A 24,334-nucleotide genomic window follows, 5' to 3' on the forward strand; every position below is an offset into this window, starting at 1 on the left:
ATGGATGTGTCCGTAAAATCTGGGTAGAACCCATCAGGGAAATCGCGCTAGAAATGCAATACGGTGAATTTTGTTAGCTTGCTGTTTAAGTGACACTGTACGTTACACTTTGATTCAGATGTTCCCTTCAATAATCTTAGGGTTAGCTGATGCATCAGAGTAACCATTCGTATTATGACTAAACGTATACAGCGCTTTACTGTCTAAAGCTGTGCTTTATACCCTTTCATTTTTTATGCCGTGAAGGGCATTTATTCAGCCAGAGCGTTCATGCGTTAGGTGCTGAACACTCTTTAACGAAATGGATAATTGTCATAGCAACCGGAGCCCTTCGGAATTGTTGTTTCCGCAGGCCTGGCTAGGCAACCAGTGTAGCCGGAGCCTTTCAGCTATGCAGCATCATGCCTCGTTCGGAATGAATAATTCCATGAGTCACAGACAGTGTTGATAAGAGCTTGTGAAACAAGAAGTGAAACCCGATAACAAGCGCAAACTGTTCATTTTTCTGATAATGCTCCCGCATACACGATACGGCCGACAAATAATCAACTTTCTCTGAGTGCGGCAACCGATTGAATTGTTCCAGTGACGTTTGCTGTTTTTGGAAAACAGATTTTGCGAACTCAATTGCTTGCTCAACTTCTACCCGCTCAGCATCATCAAGAGCTCGTATTTTACTAGTGATTTCGTCTATCGATAGCGCTTCTGCGTACACCTCGTCACTCAAATCCTTGAGCATATAATCTCCTTTTATTTAGTGTCCTTTCCACCATAGCCGTTAGGGCTGAGCATTCCGGCAATAGGTGTCAGCTTGTTAATACTCAGTTTGCATTAGTTTTTGTGCGCCACTGCAAAAGGGTGGCAAGCCACCCTCATGAAAATCAGCAATTTGGTAAGTTATCCAAGTTATTACCGCTGTTGCTATCCGCTTCAGTGGTTAAATACTTTTTCCCGCCACGAGATTTTACTTTAACCGCGACTTCCTGGGTGCCGACTTCTTTCACATAATATTCATGAATGCCATGCTCTATGTCATTGATGGCATCAACCTTTTTTCGAGGAGACCATGTTTGCCACTCATTACATAGTGCCGTGATATCACCGTCATCGTCTTTCCTTGTCGCCTTAACTTGTCGTTTTGCCATTTTCTTCTCCTTATTGAGTTGGTCAAAACTTAAGCTAGTATTTAATTGGACTTAATCAACCAGGCAACAAGTTTTTTGGAAATAAGGTTTCTTTTAACACGTATCGGCGCCACTTGACGTCAATTAATGTGTTCATCACTCCGCAATAATATCAGGGTGTGACTAAACCTGACTTTTATCCGTGAAGTGGAATTCCTCAAGAACAATGTTAACCTAAAAACAACATAATTTGATTATTTACATTATACCTATGTCAGCTCCAATAATAAAAACCAGTACAGAGCTTAGCCAAGCTAAAACACTTCTAGGCAAAAGTGTTCCAATGCACCGAAAAGCCTACAGTGACCGAACCGCGTGGTTAATGGCCTGTTTTGCCGAGTTGGCGTACATGAAGTTTAACCCACCCATTATAAATTCCCGGCTGGGGAACTCGATTGAGAAGGAGCTGGGCAAGAGCATGCAGGATACGCGGAAGCTGAAAACGGTAGTTCAGTTGGCTATTGATAACTTCGCGTATGACCCTGAAAAGGAGAAGCGGCTGCTCGAGGAGCAGTTAACTATACTCGAAGCGGAGCTCATAAAGACATTTAACGCAGGTGACAGCCAGGCAATACTTATCAAAACCAATCAATTTCTGGTTTTATCCTTCAGGGGTACAGAGCCTACTCAGCTAAAAGACATAAAAACCGATGCTCGAGCAAACTTAACCAAATGCGTTACCGAGGGGAAGGTTCATTCAGGTTTTCACGATGCCTTTAATTTAATCGAGCTGGACATCAATCAATCACTTAGCGCGTTCCCTGAGCTTCCTTTGTTCATAACCGGTCATTCTCTCGGCGGTGCGTTGGCAACAATCGCAGCCAAGAGAATAACGCATGCCGGCGGTAATGCAGCTTGTTACACCTACGGTGCACCCCGGGTGTCCGACGACCACTGGTTAATGACGATGAAGACGCCCATATACCGTGTTGTAAACTCTTCTGATGGAGTAACCATGGTTCCACCGCCAGGCTTTACTATCACGGCCATATCTTGGCTAGTCGGATTTACTCCGGCTGTGGGTGATAAATGGAAATCGTTTTTACGGGAAAAGTTTGGCGGCTATCTTCACGGCGGTGACATGCGATTTTTAACAGACGTTAAAAGCGGTGACTACTCAAAGGCAAGGCTATTGACTCACGTTGATATTTTCTATCGCCTAAAAGGTTGGTTCAGAAAGCAGTTTACGTTTACGAAGTTTGGCACTGATCATAGCATGTCCGTTTACCGGGCGAAATTGGCATTTATTGCCATACGAAGAAATTAGTCGTATCACTAAAATTGTGTCGAACCAGTGATTATTACTCTCATTGAGCTAAAAGGATAAAGTTGATATTGAAATGCTGCCTTAAAGTATCAGCTTTATTCTAGTTCATAAATAACCACCATCGTACTTTGAAGTCAGAACAGTTAGCGCTGTTGATTCTAGTGAGGAAAACCAAGTGGTTACTGTACCGAAGAGTAAGTAATGTAAACTAAAGGTTGAAAATTATGGGTTGTAATTTATTTATGAAGAGTCAAAGTAAGAAGTCAGACACGAAAAAGAAAAAAAAAGATAGGCTGGGTAGAAGAAAGAGATTAATCGCGTGGATTATCGAAAACACGATTATTACGTTATTCGCTGTAACAATTCTTTATGGATTGGGTTTGTTGCTATTCGGTGTGATGAACGGGGTTTACCTATCTGATTTTGAGTGGCTGTATAGTGGGTTAGGTATTACTAAATCCGAAGAATCTTACACCGTTTCCTTCTACTCTTCTGCAGAACAAGATTATTGGTTCTTTGTATTTATAGGAATCATGGCTTGGTTTATTAGTTATATAAGCTCAAAAAGAGAAGCAAAAGATGACAAGTTAACTAATAAAATAAATCACTTTTTTCCGGACGTGGATCCAAGCTCAGCACACATGCGTTACTTAGAGACCAAAGTTAATGAACTGTCGTGCATAGCAAGTAGTGTTCACCGCAAGGTAATAATTTTAAATATAGAAGACGGCCTGATTGAAAGCCAAGTAAACGCAACTACTAAACTTGTAAATATCCACCATAACCACGACTTAACTGAAAACTTTGGGGAGTTCTATGTTATTAGGGATGAAGCAGCTAAAAAGAAGAGTCCATGGGGAAATTTAAATCTTTTTCATCTTGATACACCGTCAAGTGGAACTGTTGAATTAGTTCGTAGCCAAAGCTTCTCTGGGAAGGAATTTAATGAAAAATATAATATCAAGTTAGGTAGAGAAGAGGTAGGTACGTTGACCAGCTGTTATTGTTGTTGGGATGATATAACGGAGGATACGAGACTAACACCGGCGTTTTACACAAGGGAGTACTCATTTGAAATGGTAAATAGCACGGAGTATGATCTAAGAATCAAGATTGAGTGTACCAATCATGATGAGTCAAGTATCCGGCTGAAACCCGGGGAAATGATCGAGCCTGATTTAGTCTACAAGAACATCAAGCCTGATGATGACGAATTTCGCATATCAATTGAAGTTGAGAACCCTGAGCCAGAGCAATAGTGATTTTTTTGTTGTAGTACTATTGAACAAATAGGTACAGTGGTCTAAAATCCAATCATTCGATAGGTATTTTTCATACCTTGGAGAGGGGAGAGAGACTATGATGAGTAAAGTAAAGGGCATGTAGCCCAAACAATTATCCAAGTTTAGGAAGGCGCCATTAAGGCGCCTTTTTTGTATCCTCCTAGCGGCAACGTACCCTAGAGTTTGGCGGTTTGATTGTAAGGGCAGAATTCGAAAACACTCCCCCATCATGCCCCTATCTGGTAAGGCCTGAGACTGGAAAGCTATTGCACGCGAGAAACTATGAGTATAAAGCTTGGCCGATTATTGTAAAAAAATAACTAGGCGTAAATTGTAATAGCCGACTTTCGTCGGCTATTTTTTAACCGGGGTCATTACATCATAACGATGTAATAATCTTGGGTAGTGATGTTCAGTCTTAATAACCGTTGGAAGTAACAGTGGTACGACAATCCGCTGTGATTACGGCGCAGCGCCCGTAATCCAATGCAATGAGCATCACTATCGTAAGAGTGATATCTCCCCATCTTCATGGCTTGAAAATGACATTAAGCTGATTGAAGAAGCAGCAAGGATCGGGTTCTTTCACTATGGACCCCGACTTTGGATGATTGGTGAGATGGAGCCGCTAAAGGCCCTGCAAGCCCCTAAGATGAGGCCGCAGATTATAGAGCGAGTGCTCACGGAATACCCAGTAACAGTGCTCGCTAAAGGTACTAAGTTTTATCGCCTTCGTATTGATCCGGATCGGCCTGCGAATACTGAAGAGTGCGACATTCCCCCGGTTGAGTATTCGGGAAATGGACGCTTGTGTTCAACAGAGCTTCAAGTGATGTACGGTTCCCAAGATATCGATGTTTGTATCCATGAGTGCCGAGCTGCAGCAGAAGACGACATTTATGTCGCTACTATAGTGACTCAGAAAGATTTGCGTCTTCTCGATTTGACTCATGTCCTTGAAGAGGAATGCACTGAGTTTGAAAGTCTAGATATGGCGTTACATATGCTGTTTCTTGCCAAATCTCATTCATATGAAATTTCCCGAGCTATCGCATTAGCGGCAAGAGGCGCTGGTTTTGATGGTGTCATTTACCCCTCGTTTTTCAGTCTAATTCGTACGGGCGGTCATCCTTTTGAAACTGCTTACGGTCTTTCCTTGCGCCGATTTAGTTCAGGAAAGATCAAGTATGCGGAGGCATTCACAATTCAGAATTTGGCCTTGTTTGGACGCCCTCTAGAAAAAGGCGTAGTTAGTGTTGACTGTATCAATCGACTCATACTCACCCAAATTGGTTACAAAGGTCATTTCGGGCCAGTCGAGTATTGATACTCATGAGTACACCTAAGAAAGTCATTAAATTCGCTCCCAACGTTAAGGGCGGAATAGAAGATAAGCTAACAGCTTATTTTAAAACAACCTATAGCGCCATAACGACAGACTCTCAGTTAGTTGTCGTTCGTGAATTAATAGTAGCGTTTATTCTGCGAATTTAGAATCTATTATGCGAATTGACAAGCCACCACCGACCAATGCCGCTGCCGAGCATGTATGATGAGGCATGCGCAAATTGCGTTGAGTCAGTTGTTGTGGCGCAAGATGTGTCTCAACCAATGACTTAATACATGCGATCTGCATACCTTCACTATGAGTCGGGGTGGGTAGGATAGTTAGAAAACGTTGCGCGAGCATTGTTTTACCAGTCCCAGGCGGCCCAACAAAGAGCAAGTGATGGCGACCTGCTGCAGCAATAAGTAAAGCACGTTTCGCTTGTGTTTGTCCGATAATATCCGCGAGATCGCCAACATCGTTTTCTTGCGATAAATACGGTTTATCGCTTTCTGCGGCGTTGAGTTGATTGTGTCCCTGCAAATGTTCGAACAGCGCAGCTAAATCGGGCACTAAAAAGTGATTTTGCTGCGCCGCATATCCCGCTTCGGCGACATTAGTAGAGGGAACGAAAACAGAGCGATCTGCACGCTTAGCCGCTATTAATGCCGGTATAAGGCCCGACACTGCTTGCGTGTTTCCTGCTAAAGCGAGCTCTCCATAAAATTCGAATTTAGCCAGTTGACCCGCATCAATCTGATCGGAGGCGGCAAGAATACCTACGGCTATCGCCAAGTCGAAACGAGCCCCCTGCTTGGGAATTTCAGCGGGAGCTAAGTTGACGATAATACGCGTTGCCGCGGGGAATTCGAGACCTACATTGAGAATCGCTGATTTAACACGATCCCTCGCTTCTCTTACCGATGTCGCAGGCATTCCAACAATCGTGAATGACGGTAACCCACGAGCGAGATCAACTTCTACGCGAACTTCAGGAGCCTCAATACCAATACTGGCGCGGGTGAAAACAGTTGCTGTGGCCATACTCTCTCTCGCAAATAGAGAGAGCATAGCCCTAAACAAGGTTCATCGATGTCAGCTTGTACCGACTTTCATGTCGGTGCAGCTATTACCAATAATTCTCGGAGGTTACTTGTCCGGGTTTACGGCGCGTATTTTTCTCTAAACCGAGCGCTTTTAACTGTTCACGCGATGCTTGTATCATATCGGGATTACCACATAGCATGACCTGACTACGCTCGTTAAAATGAACACCACAGGCCTCTTGTAATTCATTACTCGCGATTAAGTCCGGAATCCGACCGGCCAATGCTTCCGGAAGCGCCTCGCGAGATACGATCGGCTGGTACACGAGCTGCCCAGGATAACGTTGCTGACATTCATTAATAAATTCCCGATACGTCAGATCTTGCGCTTCGCGGACACCTTGCACTATTACGATGCGTTTAAACCGGCGCCAAGGTTGCTCAGTACGCAACATTGAAATAAAAGGGCCAATGCCCGTGCCTGTTGAGAGCATCCACAGATCATCGCCATCGGGTACCTCATCCAGCGTAAAAAAGCCCCCTGCCGGCTGAGTGATATTGACTTCATCGCCTGGCTTCAGTTCTGCTAATAGTGGGCTCAATAATCCACCTTCGACCTTTGCAATCACAAAATCGAGAATAGACTCTTGCGGTGCACTGGCGACCGAATACGCACGTAGAACCTGCTCGCCACCCACATTTAAGCCGAGTCGCACAAACTGACCGGCTTTAAAGTCAAATGATTCAGTGATTACGCGTAGGCTAAAAACACTGTCACTCCATTGAAAGTTCTCAACGACTTTACCGCTAATCCATTGAATCATCGTGCTCTTTACCCTTACTCTTGAGTGTCGTCTTGCTTATTCTGTTCAGCTAATTGCTGCTCTAACTGCTCTACACGCTCTCGCAGACGCAGCAACAATTGTTGCTGAACATCCATCTCTTCGCGAGTGACGAGATCGAGTTTAGAAAGTTGTGATTGCAAGGTTTGTTTAACACGCTGCTCAACATTACCGGCTAACTCTTTAACGCCAGATGGCATGCTTTCGCTAATTTGTTTAGCAATGTTTTCAATGGTCTTGTTGTCCATAAGGGGTCCTTAATTAATTTAACCGTTTGGGCTCAGACAAAAGTACGCTAAAATCGCCGCTCTTGATTTATTGTACCACTCCTAACCGAGCCTTAATAATGTTAAACGATCGACAGCGACAAGCCGTTCACTATGTGCAAGGTCCTTTACTCGTTTTAGCGGGCGCAGGCAGTGGTAAAACGCGCGTAATTACAGAAAAAATCGCTTATCTTATTCGTGAAAATATTTACACTGCCCGTCAAATCGCTGCGGTTACGTTCACCAATAAAGCCGCGCGCGAAATGCGTGAGCGTGTCAACCAAACCATGGGGGCCGGTGGTGCACGCGGCTTAACAGTATCCACGTTTCACACGCTCGGTCTGAATATTATCCGACGCGAGCTCAGCGCACTCGGTCTCAAGCCCGGATTTTCTTTGTTCGATGATCAAGATACCTATGCACTGCTCAATGGTCTTACCGAAGATGCGTGGGAAGGCGATAAAGCCGTCATTCAAAAATGTCAGCACCGTATCGGTCAATGGAAAAACGCCATGATATCGCCAGAGCAAGCGTTGCAAGAGGCTTCGACGGAAGATGACCGACAATTTGCTACGGTCTTTGCGCAATACGAGAAACACTTGCTGGCATGCAATGCAGTGGATTTCGATGATCTAATTCGCCTACCGAGTCAATTATTACAACGCAACGAACACGTTCGCGCTCGCTGGCAAAAGAAATTTCGCTACTTACTCGTTGATGAGTACCAAGACACTAATACGAGCCAGTACCTTTTGGTCAAACTACTGGTCGGTGAGCGTGCGCGCTTTACTGTAGTTGGCGACGACGATCAATCAATTTACTCATGGCGCGGCGCACAACCACAAAACCTAGCGCTTTTGCAGCAAGACTTCCCTACTTTGAAGGTCGTTAAGTTGGAGCAAAATTACCGCTCTCACGGTCGTATTCTAAAAGCGGCGAATATTCTGATAGAAAATAACCCTCACGTATTTGAGAAAAAATTATTTTCAGATAAAGAATACGGTGAATCCCTGCGGGTTATTTTTGGCCGCAACGAGGAACATGAGGCGGAGCGTGTAGTCGCCGAAATCGTAAAGCAACGCTTTTTAAGCAAAACACCTTATCATCATTTTGCGATTTTATATCGGGGTAACCATCAGTCTCGTTTGTTCGAAAAGGCGCTGATGAACAACCGGATTCCTTACAAAATTACTGGTGGACAGTCGTTTTTTGCGCGGGCGGAAGTCAAAGATATTATGGCGTATCTACGCCTACTGGTTAACCCTGCTGATGATACTGCGTTCCTACGCATAATAAATGTGCCACGTCGAGGGATAGGTCCGCAGACGGTGCAACGCATCGGTGAGCTGTCTAAGCAGCTAGGCTGTAGCCTGCTAGAAGCCTGCGACTCGATTCACTTGAAGACCTTACTGAATACGCAGACTTTTAACGCGGTTGATACCTTTGCTCAGATGATTAAAAACGCTGCGCGGGAAGCCGATCATAACGAAAGTGCTGCCGTCGCTGTGCGCATTCTGCTTGCGGAAATTGGCTACGATGACTGGTTATTCGAAACCAGCCCAAGCGCTAAGGCCGCGGAAATGCGCGTTAAAAACGTGTATGAGTTGCATAAGTGGGTGTCCGATATGTTAGCGGGCAACGACGAATACGAACCAATATCACTGGAGCAAGCAGTCGCCAAGCTGTGTTTGCGCGACATGATGTCCCGAAATGAAGATGACGAGCAGTTTGATCAAGTACAGCTAATGACATTACACGCATCCAAGGGCTTGGAATTTCCTTTTGTTTTTCTGGTCGGCATGGAAGAAGGCTTGCTTCCCCATCAAAGTAGTATTGAGGGTGATGATATTGAGGAGGAACGTCGACTTGCGTATGTAGGAATTACCCGTGCTCAACATCGTTTAGTGTTTACTCTAGCAAAAGAGCGGCGTCAGTTTGGCGAGGTATTTCAACCTCAACCGAGCCGTTTTTTGTTGGAACTTCCGCAAGATGATATTTCTTGGGAGCACGACAAACATAAACCGAGTGAGGAAGAGCGTGAAACAACCCGGCAGCGCGGTTTAGAAATGCTTAAAAACGCACTCAACAAACCCTCTTAACTTAGCGTGCCGTTAGCTTTGCTAGGTGCCTTGGATTCCAGCGACCTGAGTCGTTTTGTGACATAGTTACCTTGGCCAAACTCTACGCCTAATTCACAGAGAATGTTCGCCAAAGATTCATTTTTCACCCCGGCTGCATAAAGTTCAATTTCTAACTCATCACACAGTGTGGCAACGTGACGCAACATTGCTCGAGCACGAGTACTCGTTTCAAGCCGCTGCACATAGTCTTGGTCGAGTTTAAGCTTAGAGAACGGGTAATTGTATAAAAATTGTAGTGGTCCGGCGCCCCGACCAAAGTGATCAATAACCAATTTGAAACCCGCCTGAGATAACCGTCGTAAACTCGCCACCGAGCGTTTATCGTTTTGGGTTAACGCTGTTTCTGAAAACTCTAAAACCAGCTGCGCTGGGTTGACCTTGTAGCGCTCGACGATATTGAGCAACTGCCGTATGTAACCGGATTTAAGCAAGTGCCGCACAGAGAGATTTAAATGAATACGTTCAGCTTCAACCTCCGTATTCAATAAGTGCTCGCAGCAACGCTTTAACAGATATTGGTCTAACTTAACGATCAAACCTGTTTTTTCAGCGAGAGCGAGATAATCCGAAGTCTTTACCCGATTGTTTTCGATATTCCATCGCAGAAAAGCTTCTGATGCATGTTTGTGACGACCCGAAATATCTGCAATGGCTTCAAACTCAACGAAGAAATCTTGGTCGATTCGGGCATGACGCAACGCGCGCTCGCGTTTTACCGACTCAACCAATGTACGGTGCATGGTATTATCGAACACCACATAACGACCACGACCCTGTGATTTAGCTTCGTACATTGCCGCATCTGCATCTCTCAGCAAACGTTCAACAGAATCCTGAGAGTCATCACAAATAGCAATGCCAATACTGGCGCCCGAATAATGTTCATGTCCGTTTAATATAAATGGAGCATTCAAACTCGAGATAATACGTTTAGCGATTTCACGCGCATCATCGACCGAAGACATCGTATCGAGTAAAATAACAAATTCGTCGCCCCCAAGTCGGGCAACTAAATCATTCTCTCGAACACAAGTTTGAATGCGTTTACTCACATCGAGTAAGAATTCATCACCTGCCGAGTGTCCCAGCGTATCATTGATATTTTTGAAGCGATCTAGGTCTAAAAATAAGACCGCAAAGAAGTGTTCTGGATGACGCCTCTGGTGAGCAAGCGCTTGTTGCAAACTCTCGGTAAATAAGGCGCGATTCGGTAACCCTGTTAAATTATCGTGGTGCGCATCATGAAACAGTCGGGCTTCGATTTTTTTACGGCGCTCGATCTCGGAAACAAGTTCTTCCGTGCGTTCCTCAACTTTTTTCTCGAGGAATTGATTAACCCGTTGGATTTCTTCGTTCGCTCGACGACGTTCGATTGCTACCGCGACATGTTGAGAGACAAAGTTAAGTAACTCAAGATCCTCGTGCTTATAGAAAAACTCCTCATCGTACGTTTGTACGGCAATCACGCCAAACACCTTGCCATCGAGGACTAACGGGCTTCCTAGCCACTGCTTTGCAACAATACCTGTATCTTCGGTTAAATTAATTTCGCCATTTTGGGTCAGCAGAGCACGTTGTTCTGCGTCAATGAATGCAGGCTCCGCCTTGCGCATGACGTACTCAGTCAGTCCTTTTCCGATTCGCCGCCGTTCGGCCTTATTGTCTCGTTCATCTTTATGGTAAGGAAAGCGAATATACTTTTTGTCTGTGGACACGAGCGCGACATAAAAATTGTCCGCATGAATCAGTGTCGCAATTTGCTTATGTAGCGCTTCGTAGAAAGTAACCATGTCTTCCGATGTGTTGGTCAGCTCTGAGATTGCAAATAACACTGAGGTTTGTTGCTCGACCTTTTCTCGAACGGTTATTTCTTTCATGAGGCTTTCATTGGCATGACGCAGCTCAGCCGTTTGATGGGCTATTTCCTTTTGTAAAATTTCCTTTTGTTTAAGCCGTTCAAGCGCATTAACAACATGTTGGGATACAAATGTAAGGAGATCTTTGTCACTCTCATCATAGCGGTGGTTATCGTGATAACTCTGTACAACCATCGCGCCAATCACGCTGTTACCGGATATCAGCGGGACGCCAAGCCAATCGATTGGGGCAGACCCCATTTCCTCAACTTCATTTTGCTGAATAAGTTCTTTAAATACTGCTGGAGGACAAAGAAGTGATTGACCCGTTCGCATTACATAGCCCGTTAAGCCGCGTGCCAAGGACTCCATAGGCATTTGTTCGATCACTTGCTTTTCGTCGAGTTCATCTACGAAGTAGGCAAAGTTGACAACCTTTTTATCGGGTTCATAAAAACAAACGTAGAAGTTGCGAGCGTACATTAGCTCGCCAATGATGGCATGCACAGATTGGTAGAAGTTATCCATGCTGCGTGCGGACGCAGCAAGCTCAGAAATACGAAAGAGCGCCTTCTGCACGACTTCTGCTGAGCGATAACTATACGTAAGCCGCTTTAGGCGTCCAATGACCTTAGTCAGCTTTTGATTTTCTTTAGCAAGCGCCGTCTGATTATCATTCGGGCTATTCGTTGCCGGCATGCTGCGGGGACTCCCTACCCATCACTTCTAATTATAGTTGTTTATTGTTTTTCTTATTGGCTTGTTATAATTATTAACAAACGTAAAGTATAAACTATAACCAGTGGGTTGCAAGAAATTGCCGCTTATATATACAAAAAAGCCACCGCGATTTGCGATGGCTCATATTCTGCCTTTGAGGCACGCTGTAATAATCAGATTTCAGCTGTCATGTATTCAATAGCAGCTTTGATTTCATCTTCAGAACAATCAGCACACGTCCCTTTCGGCGGCATCGCATTGTAACCATTAATTGCGTGTTTTAAGACAGTGTCCATACCTTGCGCTAGACGCGGCTTCCAATCATCTGCGTTATTGATTTTTGGGGCGCCCATCACACCTGCCGTATGACACGCTGTGCAATACTGACCGAATACTGCTTCGCCTGAGCGAGGTCCACTCGCCGCGGCCTCGTTAGCTGCGCTTTCGCCTGCTACTCGGACTTTACCAATCGGCTCAATACGTTTTGCAATGGCGTCCTTAGACATGCCATCTTGAACAGCGGCAGAGGCACCAAAACTAATCATGGCGGCCAAGCCAAATGAAAGGCCTTTAAGTGCAAGTGTCGTCAATCGTTTCACGAGTGTCTCCTAAGAATCTGGCTGGTACACTATACCCAGTGCTAGGAGATTATACCCACAAAAGCTCAAAGGATAAACACTTGAAAGAAGTGACTCGTAAAATTGCGTTACTTGATCTTGACGCTTTCTTCGCGGCGGTTGAAGTGTTACGCGACCCAAGCCTACAAAATCGTCCCTTTGCTGTCGGTGGCGGGGGCGACCGTGGCGTGGTGGCTACGGCCAATTATATCGCCCGTCGCTTTGGCGTGCACAGCGCCATGTCGGGGCATCGAGCGCGCCAACTATGTCCCCAGCTTGTTTTTGTAAAACCCAACTTTGCCGAGTATAAAGCGCTATCCTATCAAGTCCGCGACATACTCGCTCGCTACACGCCGCTGGTTGAACCTGCATCAATCGATGAGTTTTATCTCGACCTGACTGAAAATGATGCTTTCAAGGGCAGCGCTAGTCTTACCGTTGAGGCGATTAGGAGAGAAATCAGTCAACTCGGAATTACCGGTTCTGCGGGCATTTCTAATCAAAAAATGGTTGCGAAAATTGCTAGTGACGACAATAAACCCAATGGGCAAAAGGTGGTGCCCCCAGAAAACGTATTTGATTATTTAGCCGTTTTGCCGCTTAAACGTGTCCCTGGCGTGGGACCGAAAAGCCAAGCAACCCTTGCGCGATATGGATTTACACACGGGCACCACATACAGGCCGCAAGCACTGAGCAGCTACAACAAATACTAGGGGAAAAAGCAGGTTGGTTGCTCTTTCAACGTTGCCAAGGTATCGACCCACGCCCTGTGACTGTCGACCGAATTCGTAAAAGCGTCGGCGTTGAACAAACGTTACCAGCCGATATACAGCAACTCCGTACTGTACAAGATTATATACAACAACAGTTACTGCCACAGTTAAAGAAACGACTCAAAATTGACCATTGGCGCGAACAGCCTATCAAGACTCAAACGCTGAAATTAAAGTTTTCAGATTTCAACCAGACGACCGTTTCAAAAGGGCACGGGTTTGTGTCACCCAGTTTGTATTATCAGTTGGCTGAAGAGGCATGGCAACGGGGCGCGGGAAAACATGTAAGGTTGATTGGAATCAGCGTAACGCTGCCTGATCCCAATCAACAAACTCAACTCGAGCTTGAGCTCGATTAGTCAGCTTTTACAGTGATGGTGATTTTCTTCGAAACAACAGCTGGGTTGTGGGGAACGTGATTCTTATCACCAAGAATAATTTGTAAAGTATGTTCACCCGGCTCAAGCGTTAGCGTTGTCTCTGTCTGACCGCCACCAAAATGGATGATATCACCGCCCATCGGCTGATCCATTGGTGGTAACGAATCCATATCCACTAACAAATGATGGTGTCCAGTATTCTTCACATCAACGCCAGCGGGCGCGACACCCATGCCTGATAAGCCAAATTTAACCTTAAAGGAAGAATTTACAACTTCTCCATCTTGTGGCGATATAATATAGGCATGAGCATCTTTCGGTGCTTGGCTCTGCGCCATCTCTTGAGCTTGTGCCGTCGCAACGACAGTGCTACCGAACATTGCTAGAGCACCAATTAACCATGCGCGCTTCATAATCCTTCTCCTAAATTAGTTACGACAATTTAAACTTACTGACCAAGGACTCTAAACGATCAAATTCACCTTTCAATGATTGACATGCCTGATGCGTTTTCTTCAAGTTGTGCTGGCTACGCTCATTCATTTCATTGATATCAGTCACATCACGGTCCAGCGAGCGAATCACTTGGCTTTGCTGCTGTGTCGCAGAAGCAACAGAATGATTCATATCATCAATTTGTGCAATGACTTGATCAATTTCGCTCATGTGGCGTGTAGATTCATCGGCGCTTGCTACACAGGCCTCACTGGTTTCTTGACTATCATTAATGATATCGACCACTTTACGGGTACCCTCTCGGACTTGCGAGATCATCGTCTCAATTTCGCCAGCCGACTGCGACGTGCGCTGAGCTAAGCTACGTACTTCATCAGCAACAACAGCAAAGCCACGCCCTGCTTCTCCCGCTCGTGCAGCCTCTATCGCTGCATTCAGTGCAAGCAAATTGGTTTGCTCGGTTATACCCATGATAACTTCGACAATCTTACCAATATTTTGTGTGTTCTCGTCTAAGCTATGAATGGCATCAACCGACTCTTTCATCCGGCGCGAGAGCGTCGTAATCTGCTGCATATTAAACTTCAAAGCCTCACGTGCCGAAACCGATATTTCTGTTGCTCTCGTTGCTTGCTCTGATGCACTTCCCGCGCTTGTGGATATTTCACTTGAACTGGCGCCTAATTCATTGATTGCAGTCACGACCGTATTGGTGCGCTCGGACTGTTCATCACCGAGTGATACTGAGTCTCTATTTGCTGACACCATTTGCTGAACATTAGTTTCCAGCTGATGGGACGCTTTACGAACATCCATAATCGCGTACTGAATTTTTTCGATAAATTCATTCATGCGAGACGCAACCACACCGAATTCATCGTGACTCGTCACCGAGATACGCTGGGTTAAATCGCCCTCACCTCGTGCCAAGTCAGTTACTGCATAGTTGAGTTGACGTAACGGCTTCAGCAGAACCGATAACAACGCATTAAGAAGTAGGATGACGGCAACAATACCAATCACCAGATAGATCAGCGCTGACCATGCAAACGATTCAACGTCGGCGTACGCTTTCTCACTGTCTATTGCTACAGCAAGGTACCAATCTACGCCATCAATTCCTTCAACAGGCTGAAAAGTGAGCATGAATTCGCGATCGTTAATTTGATAATCAACGAGATCTTTAGTAATTCGCGCATCCTTGCCTAAGTATTGCGTAATCGTCTTATCGACATTTTCAGTTACTGGATGACTTAAAATTTTACCCTCTTTATTCACCAAAAAGGCAAATCCCAAGCCCATAAAATCGGTGTTATTAACAATCCCGGATACAGTATCGAGCATCATATCGCCACCCGCTACCCCCACTAAACGCCCGTTCTCTTTCATTGGAACAACGGCAGAAATAGTCAGTTCGTTGGTGGTTACATCAATATAAGGTTGTGTATAAGTCGGCTGCTGTTGCTTAACCGCTAATTGATACCAAGGTCGTTGTCGCGCGTCATAATCATCTGGTAAGTCAATTGTTGTGTCATCAAGAATAAACTGACCGTCCGTCAGACCATAGTAAACATTTTTGAAATCGCCCGATCGCTTTGCTTGTTGGACTTTACGTAACGCTGCTTGCGTATCATCAGAAGCGTCATAAGACTGCGCTGACGCTTGAATTATCCGCATGCGGTCATTCAGCCACTGAGCAATATTGTTTGATACCGAGTCGGACATTGCATTTATCTGGGTACGCAGGTCCTCGCGTATCTGGTCTGACATCTGCCAAAAGTTTGTAGCCGTAAAAATACCGAGCACCAACACCAGTATTGCCGATGCAGCAATAATAACTTTTTGAGTAAACTTCAATGATTTCAACATGTTTTACTATCTCTCAACACCACTTCACGCTAACCGACCTGAATTGTGGTTTGTGGATAACGAATTCTTCTTTTATTTGGGGTTGTTAAAAAATAAACTAAAGTCAATGGTCCAACGCGTCCCGCAAACATCAAAAGCATAATAATGCATTGACTCAGCGGGGTTAGCTGATCAGTGACTCCTCTGGACAACCCAACGGTTGCAGAAGCCGATAAAACTTCAAACGCTATATCTATAAACGGCAGATTGTTCAGAATCATTAGCACAAATATACCAATAAATAGCATTGCGATGGTCACCATCGTCACCGCGAGCGCTTTCATTACCGCTTCTTGAGAGATCGAACGTTCCATCAATGTGACATGCTCTCTACGGCGAATAAAGGTGTAGGTAGCGAGCATTAAAATAATGAAGGTGCCTAATTTTATGCCGCCCGCAGTACTCATGGAGCCACCACCAATAAACATCAGCAAAAGCATATATACAGCGCTTACATCGGTTAATGCACCAATATCCACACTATTAAAACCCGCGGTCCGTGGGGTCACGGCTTGAAACCAAGCAGCCGTCCACTGCCCAACGTTTGATAACCCCCCCAAGGTCTGGGGGTTATTATGCTCAAGCCCATAAATCACGAACATTGATACGAGGTTAATAACGAGCGTGGTAATCAGGATACTTTTTGTGTATACCGAAAAATTGCGCCAGCGTCTTCCTTCATACATGTTGGTAATGACCGAAAACCCGAGTCCGCCGATAATAAACAAGCATGAGATAATGAGGTTAATAGGCACATTGCTCGCATAAGGAATCAAGCTATCGGGTGAGAGCCCAAAACCCGCATTATTAAAGGCAGAGATCGCGTAGAAGAGACCATGCCCAAAGGCTTTCAAAAGTGGCATTTCAGGCCACCATAACAACGTCAAAGCAATAGCCGCTACCAACTCACAAATCACAGCGAGTATTAATACGGCTTTTGCCGTTTTAACGATATTCATAAGACTGGTTTGATTCATCGCTTCCTTGGCAAGCAAACGCTGCTGAATTGATATTTTTCCGCCGAGCGACGACACCGCCAGAATCGCAAAAGTCATAAAGCCAATGCCGCCTAATTGAATTAAGACTGCGATAACACTGGTACCGAAGAGCGTAAAATCGCCCCCCGTATCTGCTACAACCAAGCCTGTTACCGTTACCGCCGACGTTGCCGTAAACACCGCTTGTAACCAAGTAATAGGGACAACCGTAGCAAAGGGTAGTTTGAGCGCAAAAGTGCCTAAGAGAATCAATACAGCAAAGCCCGAAGCAAGCACCACGGGCGGGCTTGCTTTAAGCGCTTTGCTTTGGGTTCGCGCAGAAGTTTTATATAAAAAGGCGAGTGACGGCTTCCACAACTTCATATTATTTCAACTTCGGAGCCATTGATTTGAGCGCTTTTAAGCTACCCGCAATGACCATTGTCTCATTTCCCTGTAACTCACTCGTGAAGTCAGGACTTGCATGCACTTCATCACGACGTTTAAGTAGTAGGACATGAAAATTATCAACATCATCGGGTAGAATATCGTTGATTGTTTTACCCTCTAAGTTTTCGCTCACTGCGATCTCAACACAAAACCAGTTGTGACCCAGCGACATGTATTCGTTAACCATTGGATAGTTTAGCGATTGCGCGACACGAATACCCATTTCCTCTTCCGGGTGGACGATTCTTGAAACACCGAGCTTAGAAAGTATTTGGTGATGTTCTTTTGAGGTCGCTTTGGCCCAAATTGTCTCAACGCCGATGCTTTTCAAATGCAGGACGGTCAGCAAACTAGCTTGCAGATCTTCACCAATAGCAACCAATACCGTGTCACAGCTTTCAAGGTTTAATTCGCGCAACGCTTGTTCATCGGTGACATCGGCGATAGCGGCATGTGTTAATTGATCAGCCAACGCATCGACACGTTTCTCATCCGAATCAACACCGATGACTTCATGTCCTAAATTAAGTAATTCTAAAGAGGTCCGTGCACCAAAACGCCCTAAACCGACCACACCAAACTGCGCCATTACGTTATCTCCTGCACCGTATTACGGACTTGGTTTCGTCCCATGTCTTTTGCATGATAAAGCAACTTATCAGCACGCTCTAGCCATGCCAGCCAATTCTCTTCACTCTCAAGTTCACTGACCCCAATCGATATCGTCATATTGACGGGGTCTTCTTTCAACTCAAAGTGATTTGCTGAAAATGTCGCACGCAACTTTTCCGCTGCTCGGGTGGCACCCTCGAGATCGGTATCTGGCATTAATATAACAAACTCCTCACCACCCACTCTGAATACTTTATCAGACGCCCTAAAACTTGATTTAATCAGCTGCGCTGCCTGGATTAGTAGCCTATCTCCATCAAAGTGACCGTATTTATCATTCACCTCTTTGAAGTAGTCAATATCACATAGTGCCGCTGAAATAGGTCGACCATGCCGCTTTTTTAGCGCCACGAGATGTTCAAGATCAGTTTGTAATTGCTTACGGTTATAGACTCCCGTTAAAGTATCCGTCACCGCCAACTCGGTAAAGTGACGTTGCATACGAGTCAATAATCTAACCAAGGTTAAGGTGAGGATCATCAGCACCAATAAAGAGACTAAAGCGCGCCAAGCAACATCAGGTTCTATGGTATAAACGCTGACAGCGGTCAACAGTGTGACGAATACCACGGTCACTACAATAGCTAATTTCCACGCAAGCAAAAAAGCAATCGAAGCCATCACCGGATACGCCCACAGTAGACCGTGGATACCATTAACGAGTGTCGAGTACATCACTGCGGCGCACAATAACGTAATAAAAATAATGTGGCGCCCACGGCGCTTACTCATTTTCTTTACGCGCAATGCAGTAAAAGCTGTGTAACACAAGAAAGCACATAGCCATGCCAGCATGAGCCACTTACCCTCAAGTGCCTGAATAACCGTCAGTGGTAAAGTGACTAAGAACGCACCCCAATATATCCGATGGGCAACCTTCCCAGTAAATTGACTAACAACGTCCTCAGCTGAATCACTCGGCGTTTCACTGACCTTGTTTAAATCCATGCTAAAACATGTCCTCTATTAGTGCGTTTTTGCAGGCGCTAAAAACAAACTATTTGTCAAAATAGGTATCCAACCATCCATGTAAGCACGGTAAGTCGGTGATTGCGCATAGGCTATGAGCATTCCATCGCCCATGGGTTCAACCATTAACTGTGGCTTAAATGGAATCTGTCGCTTTATTTCCGGCCACAATAAACCGCTTGCAAGCACTTCCTCTTGTTGGGCGAACCAGGCTAAGTTGCGCCCATCGTCGATACTCAAAGGAGCGAAGACCTGATCCCCAGTGAACGTTGCCACGAGATCGCGCTGAACGCCAGCGGTTAGCCAGTGATTCTGGTCAACCTTGACTCGCACCAGCGCACCGGGAACGTAATCAGGGCGTTTATCGGACGCCTTCACTACTTCCTTCAGTTGGCTTTCTGATTCAATCAGCTGCGCTGCCTGCAGAGTCTCCTCTTCATTCATTGCTGGGGTAGCTGAGTCAGCCGCATACTCCATGTGGGTCGATAGTAAGTTCGCCTCTACCGCCCAGCCTGTGGCGCTCCCCAAGGTAATGAGAACACCTCCGTGCTCAACCCAACGACGTAATTTCTCCACACTAGCGGTTGAGAAGTAGCTTGAATAACTCGCTTGACTCTCCGGCATGACCAATACATCGATCCCGGCCAGATCAGACTGAACCAGTTGCGTTGTACGAATCGCCATCACGGGATAGCCGATTTGTCGCTCAATGACAAAGCGCGTGTGACCCGCGCTTAATGAAGAAACAGGCTCATCCCACGCCATAGCGATAGTTGGCGCTGCCAATGATTGCACATTCTCGGAGCCAAAATTGGGTCCTTTAACGATCCAGCTGCTATCGACACCTACGATATCGACACCTGTCTCTCGAGCTAAACGCGTTAGCACCGACGGGAGATCGCTCCGCTGATTATCAGCGCGAGTTACAATCACACTGCCGGCAGCAAAAGTGCCTGCTTTTTCATGCGTAAATGACAATTCACTTTGTTTTAGGTTCACGCCTGCGCGGAGCGCTGAGGCGATAAATCGACTACTATTCGTATCTCCTGACCGCACCAAAAAGGCAACACGAGCCTCTAGATTATGGACAGTGCCCGGCTTAATCGGCTCAATTCTTTCCTGAGCTGTTGGCACGCGTACGACCTCATCGCAAGCGCTGATATTGACGTTAAACATCAACGGCAACGACCAACCGGTGACATCATATATTTGATCAGCCAATAAGTTCGCCTTGCGCTGCTGTTGCTGCTCGATAAAATCGCCCGCCATATTAATCTGTTCGTCTAGCAAAACCCGAATGAGGCGGTAATTCGGCTGTGCCATATCGATAAAGTAGCTTCCCTCTGGGTATTGGTTACCACAGGCATCAATGGCGTTAGAGTTACGCGTGACCTCGATACCGTGCTCTTGCAATAACGACGCTAATCGCTGTTGTCCGGCAACGTTTTTGGAGTCTGCAATAATTAACGTACGTTGCTCACTTTCGCGCCCTTCATTCACGGCACTGACTCGATAGTCACGATATCTTCTTAACAATGCTTCACGACGCTCGCTAGCAGTTTGAATAGTAGCTAAGCTGCTTGTGAAATGGCGTTCAACACCGTCTAAATAAGTCAACGTAGTTCCGTCTTTGCGCGCGAACGTATGTCCTCGCGCTGATGCCATTTCGTAGGTCATCGCTACTGAACCGGAGTATAGCGGCCAACTCGCACCATACCCCGGATAAAAGGCATCAAAAATTTCTCGCGTGTAATAATCGTAGCCAGCGTTATCAAACCATTTCGCATTATTTCTTCCCACCCAATGTAAAATCTCGCGTTGCGACTCGGTAATGTAGGGGTTGTAAGGTCGCGCCTCGGGCGTAAAGTAGTAGCTTGAGTCACCCCCCATCTCATGCAAGTCGACAAAAAGTAGCGGTGGAAACTCTTTAAGCGCTGCAACTTGCCCTTTTATTTCTGGTTGCGTCAACGCAATCCAATCACGGTTGAGATCAAATAAGTAGTGGTTTGAGCGTCCTTGCGGCCAAGGTTCATTGTGTTCCGCGCTCCGTCGATCGGCATCATGAGTAAGCCCAACGGTGGCATAATAGCGACTCACAAAACGCGCTCTGCCGTCTGGGTTTTGTAGCGGATCGATAAATACCACAGTGTTCTCTAACCAATTTTTTGTTTCGTCTGATGTATCGGCTAAAAGATGATACAGCGTCATCATTGCGGCCTCAGGAGACGATATCTCGTTTCCATGTACGCCGTAAGATAACCAAACACTACTTGGGAGCTTATTCATTAACTGTTCTGCTTCACGAGCAGAGGTTTTGCGCGGATCACCGAACGCTGCCATTCGTTGGGAGTATTTATCTAACTGTGCAATATGGTGAGGTGCCGATACAGCAACGAAGTACAATGGACGATCTTCCCATGACCGGCCATATTCTATTAAGCGCACACGCTCGCTATAGCGCTCGCTTAGAGTTTGGAAATACTTATAAATAGCGTCAGGTGACGAAATTCTTGCGCCCATTTCGTAACCCAATGTGTCCTTGACAGTAGGCACAGACTGTTGATACTGATTGAACACTGGTTTTGCATTCAAAAACGCCGGCGTAGCGAATGAGCAGGCCCAAATTAGCGCGCATATTAAGGGTCGTTTAGGACGTGATAAGCGAATCAGTTTAAGCATTTTCCGTACCTTTTTTAAGCAATAAGCTTACCGACTTTTTTACGTATTGGATAGATATTTAATATCTCGTTTTCCAATCAGATGGACAAATTATGGATTATGAAAAATTAAGAGTGCTCAATCAGTTAAAAGACGAAGGTTCTATTTCAGAGGAAGAGTATCAGCGGCAACGTGAGAAGCTGAGTCGTGAGAGCGAACTCTCTTCCAAATCTGAATTCGATGATCTGCGAAAATTAACTGAAGATGAAAAAACCTACGCATTTTTTATGCACCTGTCTCAGTTCGCTACTTTTATTCTTCCACTAATCGGATTACTAGCCCCCATGATTATGTGGATAATGAAGCGAGAAGATCCTTATATCGATGCTCACGGTAAGGTCATTTTCAACTGGCTGCTAAGTATTACTATATATACCAGCGTACTTTTAGTGCTTGCAGTGTTCACGTTAGGACTCACTTTTATTCCCATCGTCATTCTTGGGTTGCTTTCAATCATATTCGTCATTCTTGGCGCTAAAAATGCTAAAGAAGGCATTATCAAAGACTACCCATTGGCCATTCGTTTCATGAAGTAGCGCTACTGGTGTTAGTAGCCCCTTTTGCGTAAACTCGGGCTACCGTAAAAATAGAGCGTTTACCATGAAGTGGATGTACATCACAGTCTGGCGTTGTATTGCTATTTTATTTGTCTTGTTGGGCATCATCGGCCTTGCGTTGCCGGTCATGCCCACGGTGCCATTCCTTATTGTCGCTTTATGGGCCGCCAGTAAAGGCTGGCCACAACTGGAAACTTGGCTGTTAAACCATCCTAAATACGGCCCTGATCTGATTGCCTGGCGCGAACATCGACAAATACGGCGTCGCAATAAGATTATTGCCATCCTTATGATGGCAAGTGGATATCTTATTTCTTGGTTTATACCGTTACCCATGTGGCTGCGCATTACTGTGGGAAGTATCTTACTTGTTGTTGCTGTATGGCTCGCGTGCCTTGATGAATATAAAGAGTCTAAAGAGCATGTTTGAACGTTTTTAAACCACCCTTGATGCAAATCAAGGGTGAGTCTAAACCCACCACACTTAACTGCTAAACTGCCATCGTATTGATAGAACGAGAGGTGCAGTATGCAACACTGGGAATGGAACTGGTTAAAAAAGTACAATATTAACGGACCGAGATATACGTCTTATCCAACCGCGTTAAGCTTTCATGAGTCCGTTAATACGGCGACTTGTCAAAACGTCGTTGCCAAGTATCAAAAGCCGATCTCGCTCTATATCCATCTACCGTTTTGCGCTTCACTTTGTTATTACTGTGGTTGTAATAAAGTGATTACTCGACATCAATATAAAGCAGACGAATACCTTGATGCGCTTGGCACTGAGTTAGAGTTATATCGCAGTGTGCTCGCTAAAAAGGATATCGCCAGTGTGCACTTGGGAGGCGGCACGCCAACCTTTTTGAACACGCCACAACTAAGACGTTTAATGGCGTTAATTAAAGACGTCAGTTCAAATCAAGCAATAGATGAACTGAGTATCGAAGTCGATCCACGCCAATGTGATAATGATAAGCTCAGTGTCTTAAGGGCGCTAGGTTTTAACCGCTTAAGCTTCGGCATTCAAGATTTCGATAATGATGTTCAAGTCGCTATCCATCGTACGCAGTCTTACGAGCTTGTTGCTGACCAAGTCAATCATGCTCGCTCACTCGGATTTGAGTCGATTAGCTTTGACCTAATCTATGGACTGCCTCTGCAAACAGAAGCCCGTTTCGCACATACACTGGCTTTAGTTGAACGCCTAAGTCCCGACCGCATATCGCTATTTAACTATGCTCACTTACCCGAGCGATTCGCAGCACAGCGCAAAATAAAAGAGAGCTGGTTACCTAAGGCAGCGCAAAAGTTAGGTTTATTTAAACAGGCCATCGAACACCTGACAGGACTGGATTATCAATTCATCGGTATGGACCATTTTGCAAAACCCAACGACAAACTGGCGATTGCGCAGCGAGAGGGAAGACTCACACGTAACTTCCAAGGGTATGTCACTAAGGATCAGAGTGCAGTACTTGGGCTCGGTGTATCTTCTATTTCTCATATTGATGGGCATTACTGGCAAAATGAAAAAGATTTAAAAAGCTACTATAATGCGCTTATCAAAAATAAGTTGCCCATCGTTAAAGGTTATCACTCGACCACTGAAGATAAAATTCGCGGTGATCTGATAAAACAATTACTGTGTGAATTTGAAGTCAATCTTCAACAATTTTCGACTCGGTGGTCTTTAAATAGCTTTTCTCAACACTTTCACGACGAGCTTCAGCGCCTACAGCCATTTATTGATGACGAGCTAGTCAAGCTATCCGAAGAGCATTTGGTTATCACGAACCCAGGCAAATTACTTGTACGCACAATTGCTAGCTGCTTCGATGAGTATTTAAATATTCATCAAATGCGTTATTCTCGTGTAATATAAGGATAGCGGATAATTTATAACCAACTTGATATAGATCAA

The 24,334-nt window shown here is 45.3% G+C and carries 21 protein-coding genes; 8 read left to right on the top strand and 13 right to left on the bottom strand.

The annotated features are described in order from the left end of the window. Positions 1–385: 385 nt before the first annotated feature. The gene (locus tag OS145_RS00570; protein ID WP_006953943.1) at positions 386–739 is read right to left on the bottom strand and encodes a hypothetical protein; all 354 of its coding nucleotides are present in this window, start codon (positions 737–739) and stop codon (positions 386–388) included. A 142-nt stretch (positions 740–881) separates the two neighbouring features. Then, positions 882–1,145, bottom strand: coding sequence for a DUF3892 domain-containing protein (locus tag OS145_RS00575; RefSeq protein ID WP_006953944.1), 264 nt, complete (start codon positions 1,143–1,145; stop codon positions 882–884). 388 nt (positions 1,146–1,533) lie between these two features. Between OS145_RS00575 and OS145_RS00580 the strand changes: the two genes are divergently transcribed. From OS145_RS00580 to OS145_RS00590, 3 genes are all read left to right on the top strand, one after another. Next, entirely contained in the window at positions 1,534–2,451 is a 918-nt protein-coding gene (locus tag OS145_RS00580; RefSeq protein WP_242603631.1) for a lipase family protein, read from the top strand. A 224-nt stretch (positions 2,452–2,675) separates the two neighbouring features. Next, positions 2,676–3,710, top strand: a complete 1,035-nt coding sequence (locus OS145_RS00585; protein ID WP_006953946.1) for a hypothetical protein — start codon at positions 2,676–2,678, stop codon at positions 3,708–3,710. A 643-nt stretch (positions 3,711–4,353) separates the two neighbouring features. Then, the gene (locus tag OS145_RS00590; RefSeq protein ID WP_207328185.1) at positions 4,354–5,061 is read left to right on the top strand and encodes an RES family NAD+ phosphorylase; all 708 of its coding nucleotides are present in this window, start codon (positions 4,354–4,356) and stop codon (positions 5,059–5,061) included. A 150-nt stretch (positions 5,062–5,211) separates the two neighbouring features. Here OS145_RS00590 and OS145_RS00595 read toward each other — a convergent pair whose 3' ends face one another. From OS145_RS00595 to OS145_RS00605, 3 genes are all read right to left on the bottom strand, one after another. After that, positions 5,212–6,105 (bottom strand): magnesium chelatase domain-containing protein, encoded by an 894-nt coding sequence (locus OS145_RS00595; RefSeq protein WP_006953948.1) that lies wholly within the window; start codon positions 6,103–6,105, stop codon positions 5,212–5,214. Between the two features lie 85 nt (positions 6,106–6,190). Continuing rightward, complete coding sequence (locus OS145_RS00600; protein WP_006953949.1) at positions 6,191–6,931, bottom strand: ferredoxin--NADP reductase; 741 nt, start codon at positions 6,929–6,931, stop codon at positions 6,191–6,193. 14 nt (positions 6,932–6,945) lie between these two features. Then, positions 6,946–7,197: an accessory factor UbiK family protein gene (locus OS145_RS00605; protein ID WP_006953950.1), complete on the bottom strand. Its 252-nt coding sequence runs from the start codon at positions 7,195–7,197 to the stop codon at positions 6,946–6,948. Positions 7,198–7,292: 95 nt separating this feature from the next. On the opposite strand from OS145_RS00605, the gene rep reads away from it, so the two are divergent. Further along, positions 7,293–9,314 (top strand): DNA helicase Rep, encoded by a 2,022-nt coding sequence (rep, locus tag OS145_RS00610; RefSeq protein WP_040487510.1) that lies wholly within the window; start codon positions 7,293–7,295, stop codon positions 9,312–9,314. Here the strand turns inward: rep and OS145_RS00615 are convergent. Beyond that, positions 9,311–11,911 (bottom strand): sensor domain-containing phosphodiesterase, encoded by a 2,601-nt coding sequence (locus tag OS145_RS00615; RefSeq protein WP_006953952.1) that lies wholly within the window; start codon positions 11,909–11,911, stop codon positions 9,311–9,313. The two genes, rep and OS145_RS00615, sit on opposite strands and share 4 nt — an antisense overlap. A gap of 194 nt (positions 11,912–12,105) precedes the next feature. Next, positions 12,106–12,477 carry a c-type cytochrome gene (locus tag OS145_RS00620; protein WP_083773210.1) on the bottom strand — a complete coding sequence of 124 codons (372 nt, stop codon included), beginning with the start codon at positions 12,475–12,477 and terminating at the stop codon, positions 12,106–12,108. 143 nt (positions 12,478–12,620) lie between these two features. On the opposite strand from OS145_RS00620, the gene dinB reads away from it, so the two are divergent. Further along, positions 12,621–13,682 carry a DNA polymerase IV gene (gene dinB, locus OS145_RS00625; protein ID WP_242603635.1) on the top strand — a complete coding sequence of 354 codons (1,062 nt, stop codon included), beginning with the start codon at positions 12,621–12,623 and terminating at the stop codon, positions 13,680–13,682. Here the strand turns inward: dinB and OS145_RS00630 are convergent. From OS145_RS00630 to OS145_RS00655, 6 genes are read right to left on the bottom strand one after another with little or no spacing between them, the layout of a single operon-like run. Then, positions 13,679–14,116 (bottom strand): DUF4399 domain-containing protein, encoded by a 438-nt coding sequence (locus OS145_RS00630; protein ID WP_006953955.1) that lies wholly within the window; start codon positions 14,114–14,116, stop codon positions 13,679–13,681. The genes dinB and OS145_RS00630 overlap by 4 nt on opposite strands. Before the next feature lie 19 nt (positions 14,117–14,135). Further along, the gene (locus OS145_RS00635; protein WP_006953956.1) at positions 14,136–16,028 is read right to left on the bottom strand and encodes a methyl-accepting chemotaxis protein; all 1,893 of its coding nucleotides are present in this window, start codon (positions 16,026–16,028) and stop codon (positions 14,136–14,138) included. 29 nt (positions 16,029–16,057) lie between these two features. Next, complete coding sequence (locus tag OS145_RS00640) at positions 16,058–17,428, bottom strand: TrkH family potassium uptake protein (protein ID WP_006953957.1); 1,371 nt, start codon at positions 17,426–17,428, stop codon at positions 16,058–16,060. 1 nt (position 17,429) lies between these two features. Further along, positions 17,430–18,083 carry a potassium channel family protein gene (locus OS145_RS00645; RefSeq protein WP_006953958.1) on the bottom strand — a complete coding sequence of 218 codons (654 nt, stop codon included), beginning with the start codon at positions 18,081–18,083 and terminating at the stop codon, positions 17,430–17,432. Next, a complete protein-coding gene (locus OS145_RS00650) occupies positions 18,083–19,114 on the bottom strand; it encodes a GGDEF domain-containing protein (protein WP_006953959.1) in 1,032 nt (343 codons plus the stop codon). Before OS145_RS00650 ends, OS145_RS00645 begins: the two co-directional genes overlap by 1 nt. Before the next feature lie 18 nt (positions 19,115–19,132). Next, on the bottom strand, positions 19,133–21,814 hold the full coding sequence (locus OS145_RS00655; protein ID WP_006953960.1) for a M14 family zinc carboxypeptidase: 2,682 nt from the start codon (positions 21,812–21,814) through the stop codon (positions 19,133–19,135). 92 nt (positions 21,815–21,906) lie between these two features. On the opposite strand from OS145_RS00655, the gene OS145_RS00660 reads away from it, so the two are divergent. From OS145_RS00660 to hemN, 3 genes are all read left to right on the top strand, one after another. Further along, positions 21,907–22,389: a magnetosome magnetite crystal formation protein family gene (locus OS145_RS00660; protein WP_006953961.1), complete on the top strand. Its 483-nt coding sequence runs from the start codon at positions 21,907–21,909 to the stop codon at positions 22,387–22,389. A 64-nt stretch (positions 22,390–22,453) separates the two neighbouring features. Beyond that, positions 22,454–22,840, top strand: a complete 387-nt coding sequence (locus OS145_RS00665) for a YbaN family protein (protein ID WP_006953962.1) — start codon at positions 22,454–22,456, stop codon at positions 22,838–22,840. Between the two features lie 99 nt (positions 22,841–22,939). Further along, entirely contained in the window at positions 22,940–24,295 is a 1,356-nt protein-coding gene (gene hemN / locus OS145_RS00670) for an oxygen-independent coproporphyrinogen III oxidase (RefSeq protein ID WP_006953963.1), read from the top strand. Positions 24,296–24,334 lie beyond the last annotated feature (39 nt).

Source organism: Idiomarina baltica OS145 (assembly GCF_000152885.1).
Taxonomy (GTDB): Bacteria; Pseudomonadota; Gammaproteobacteria; order Enterobacterales; family Alteromonadaceae; genus Idiomarina; species Idiomarina baltica.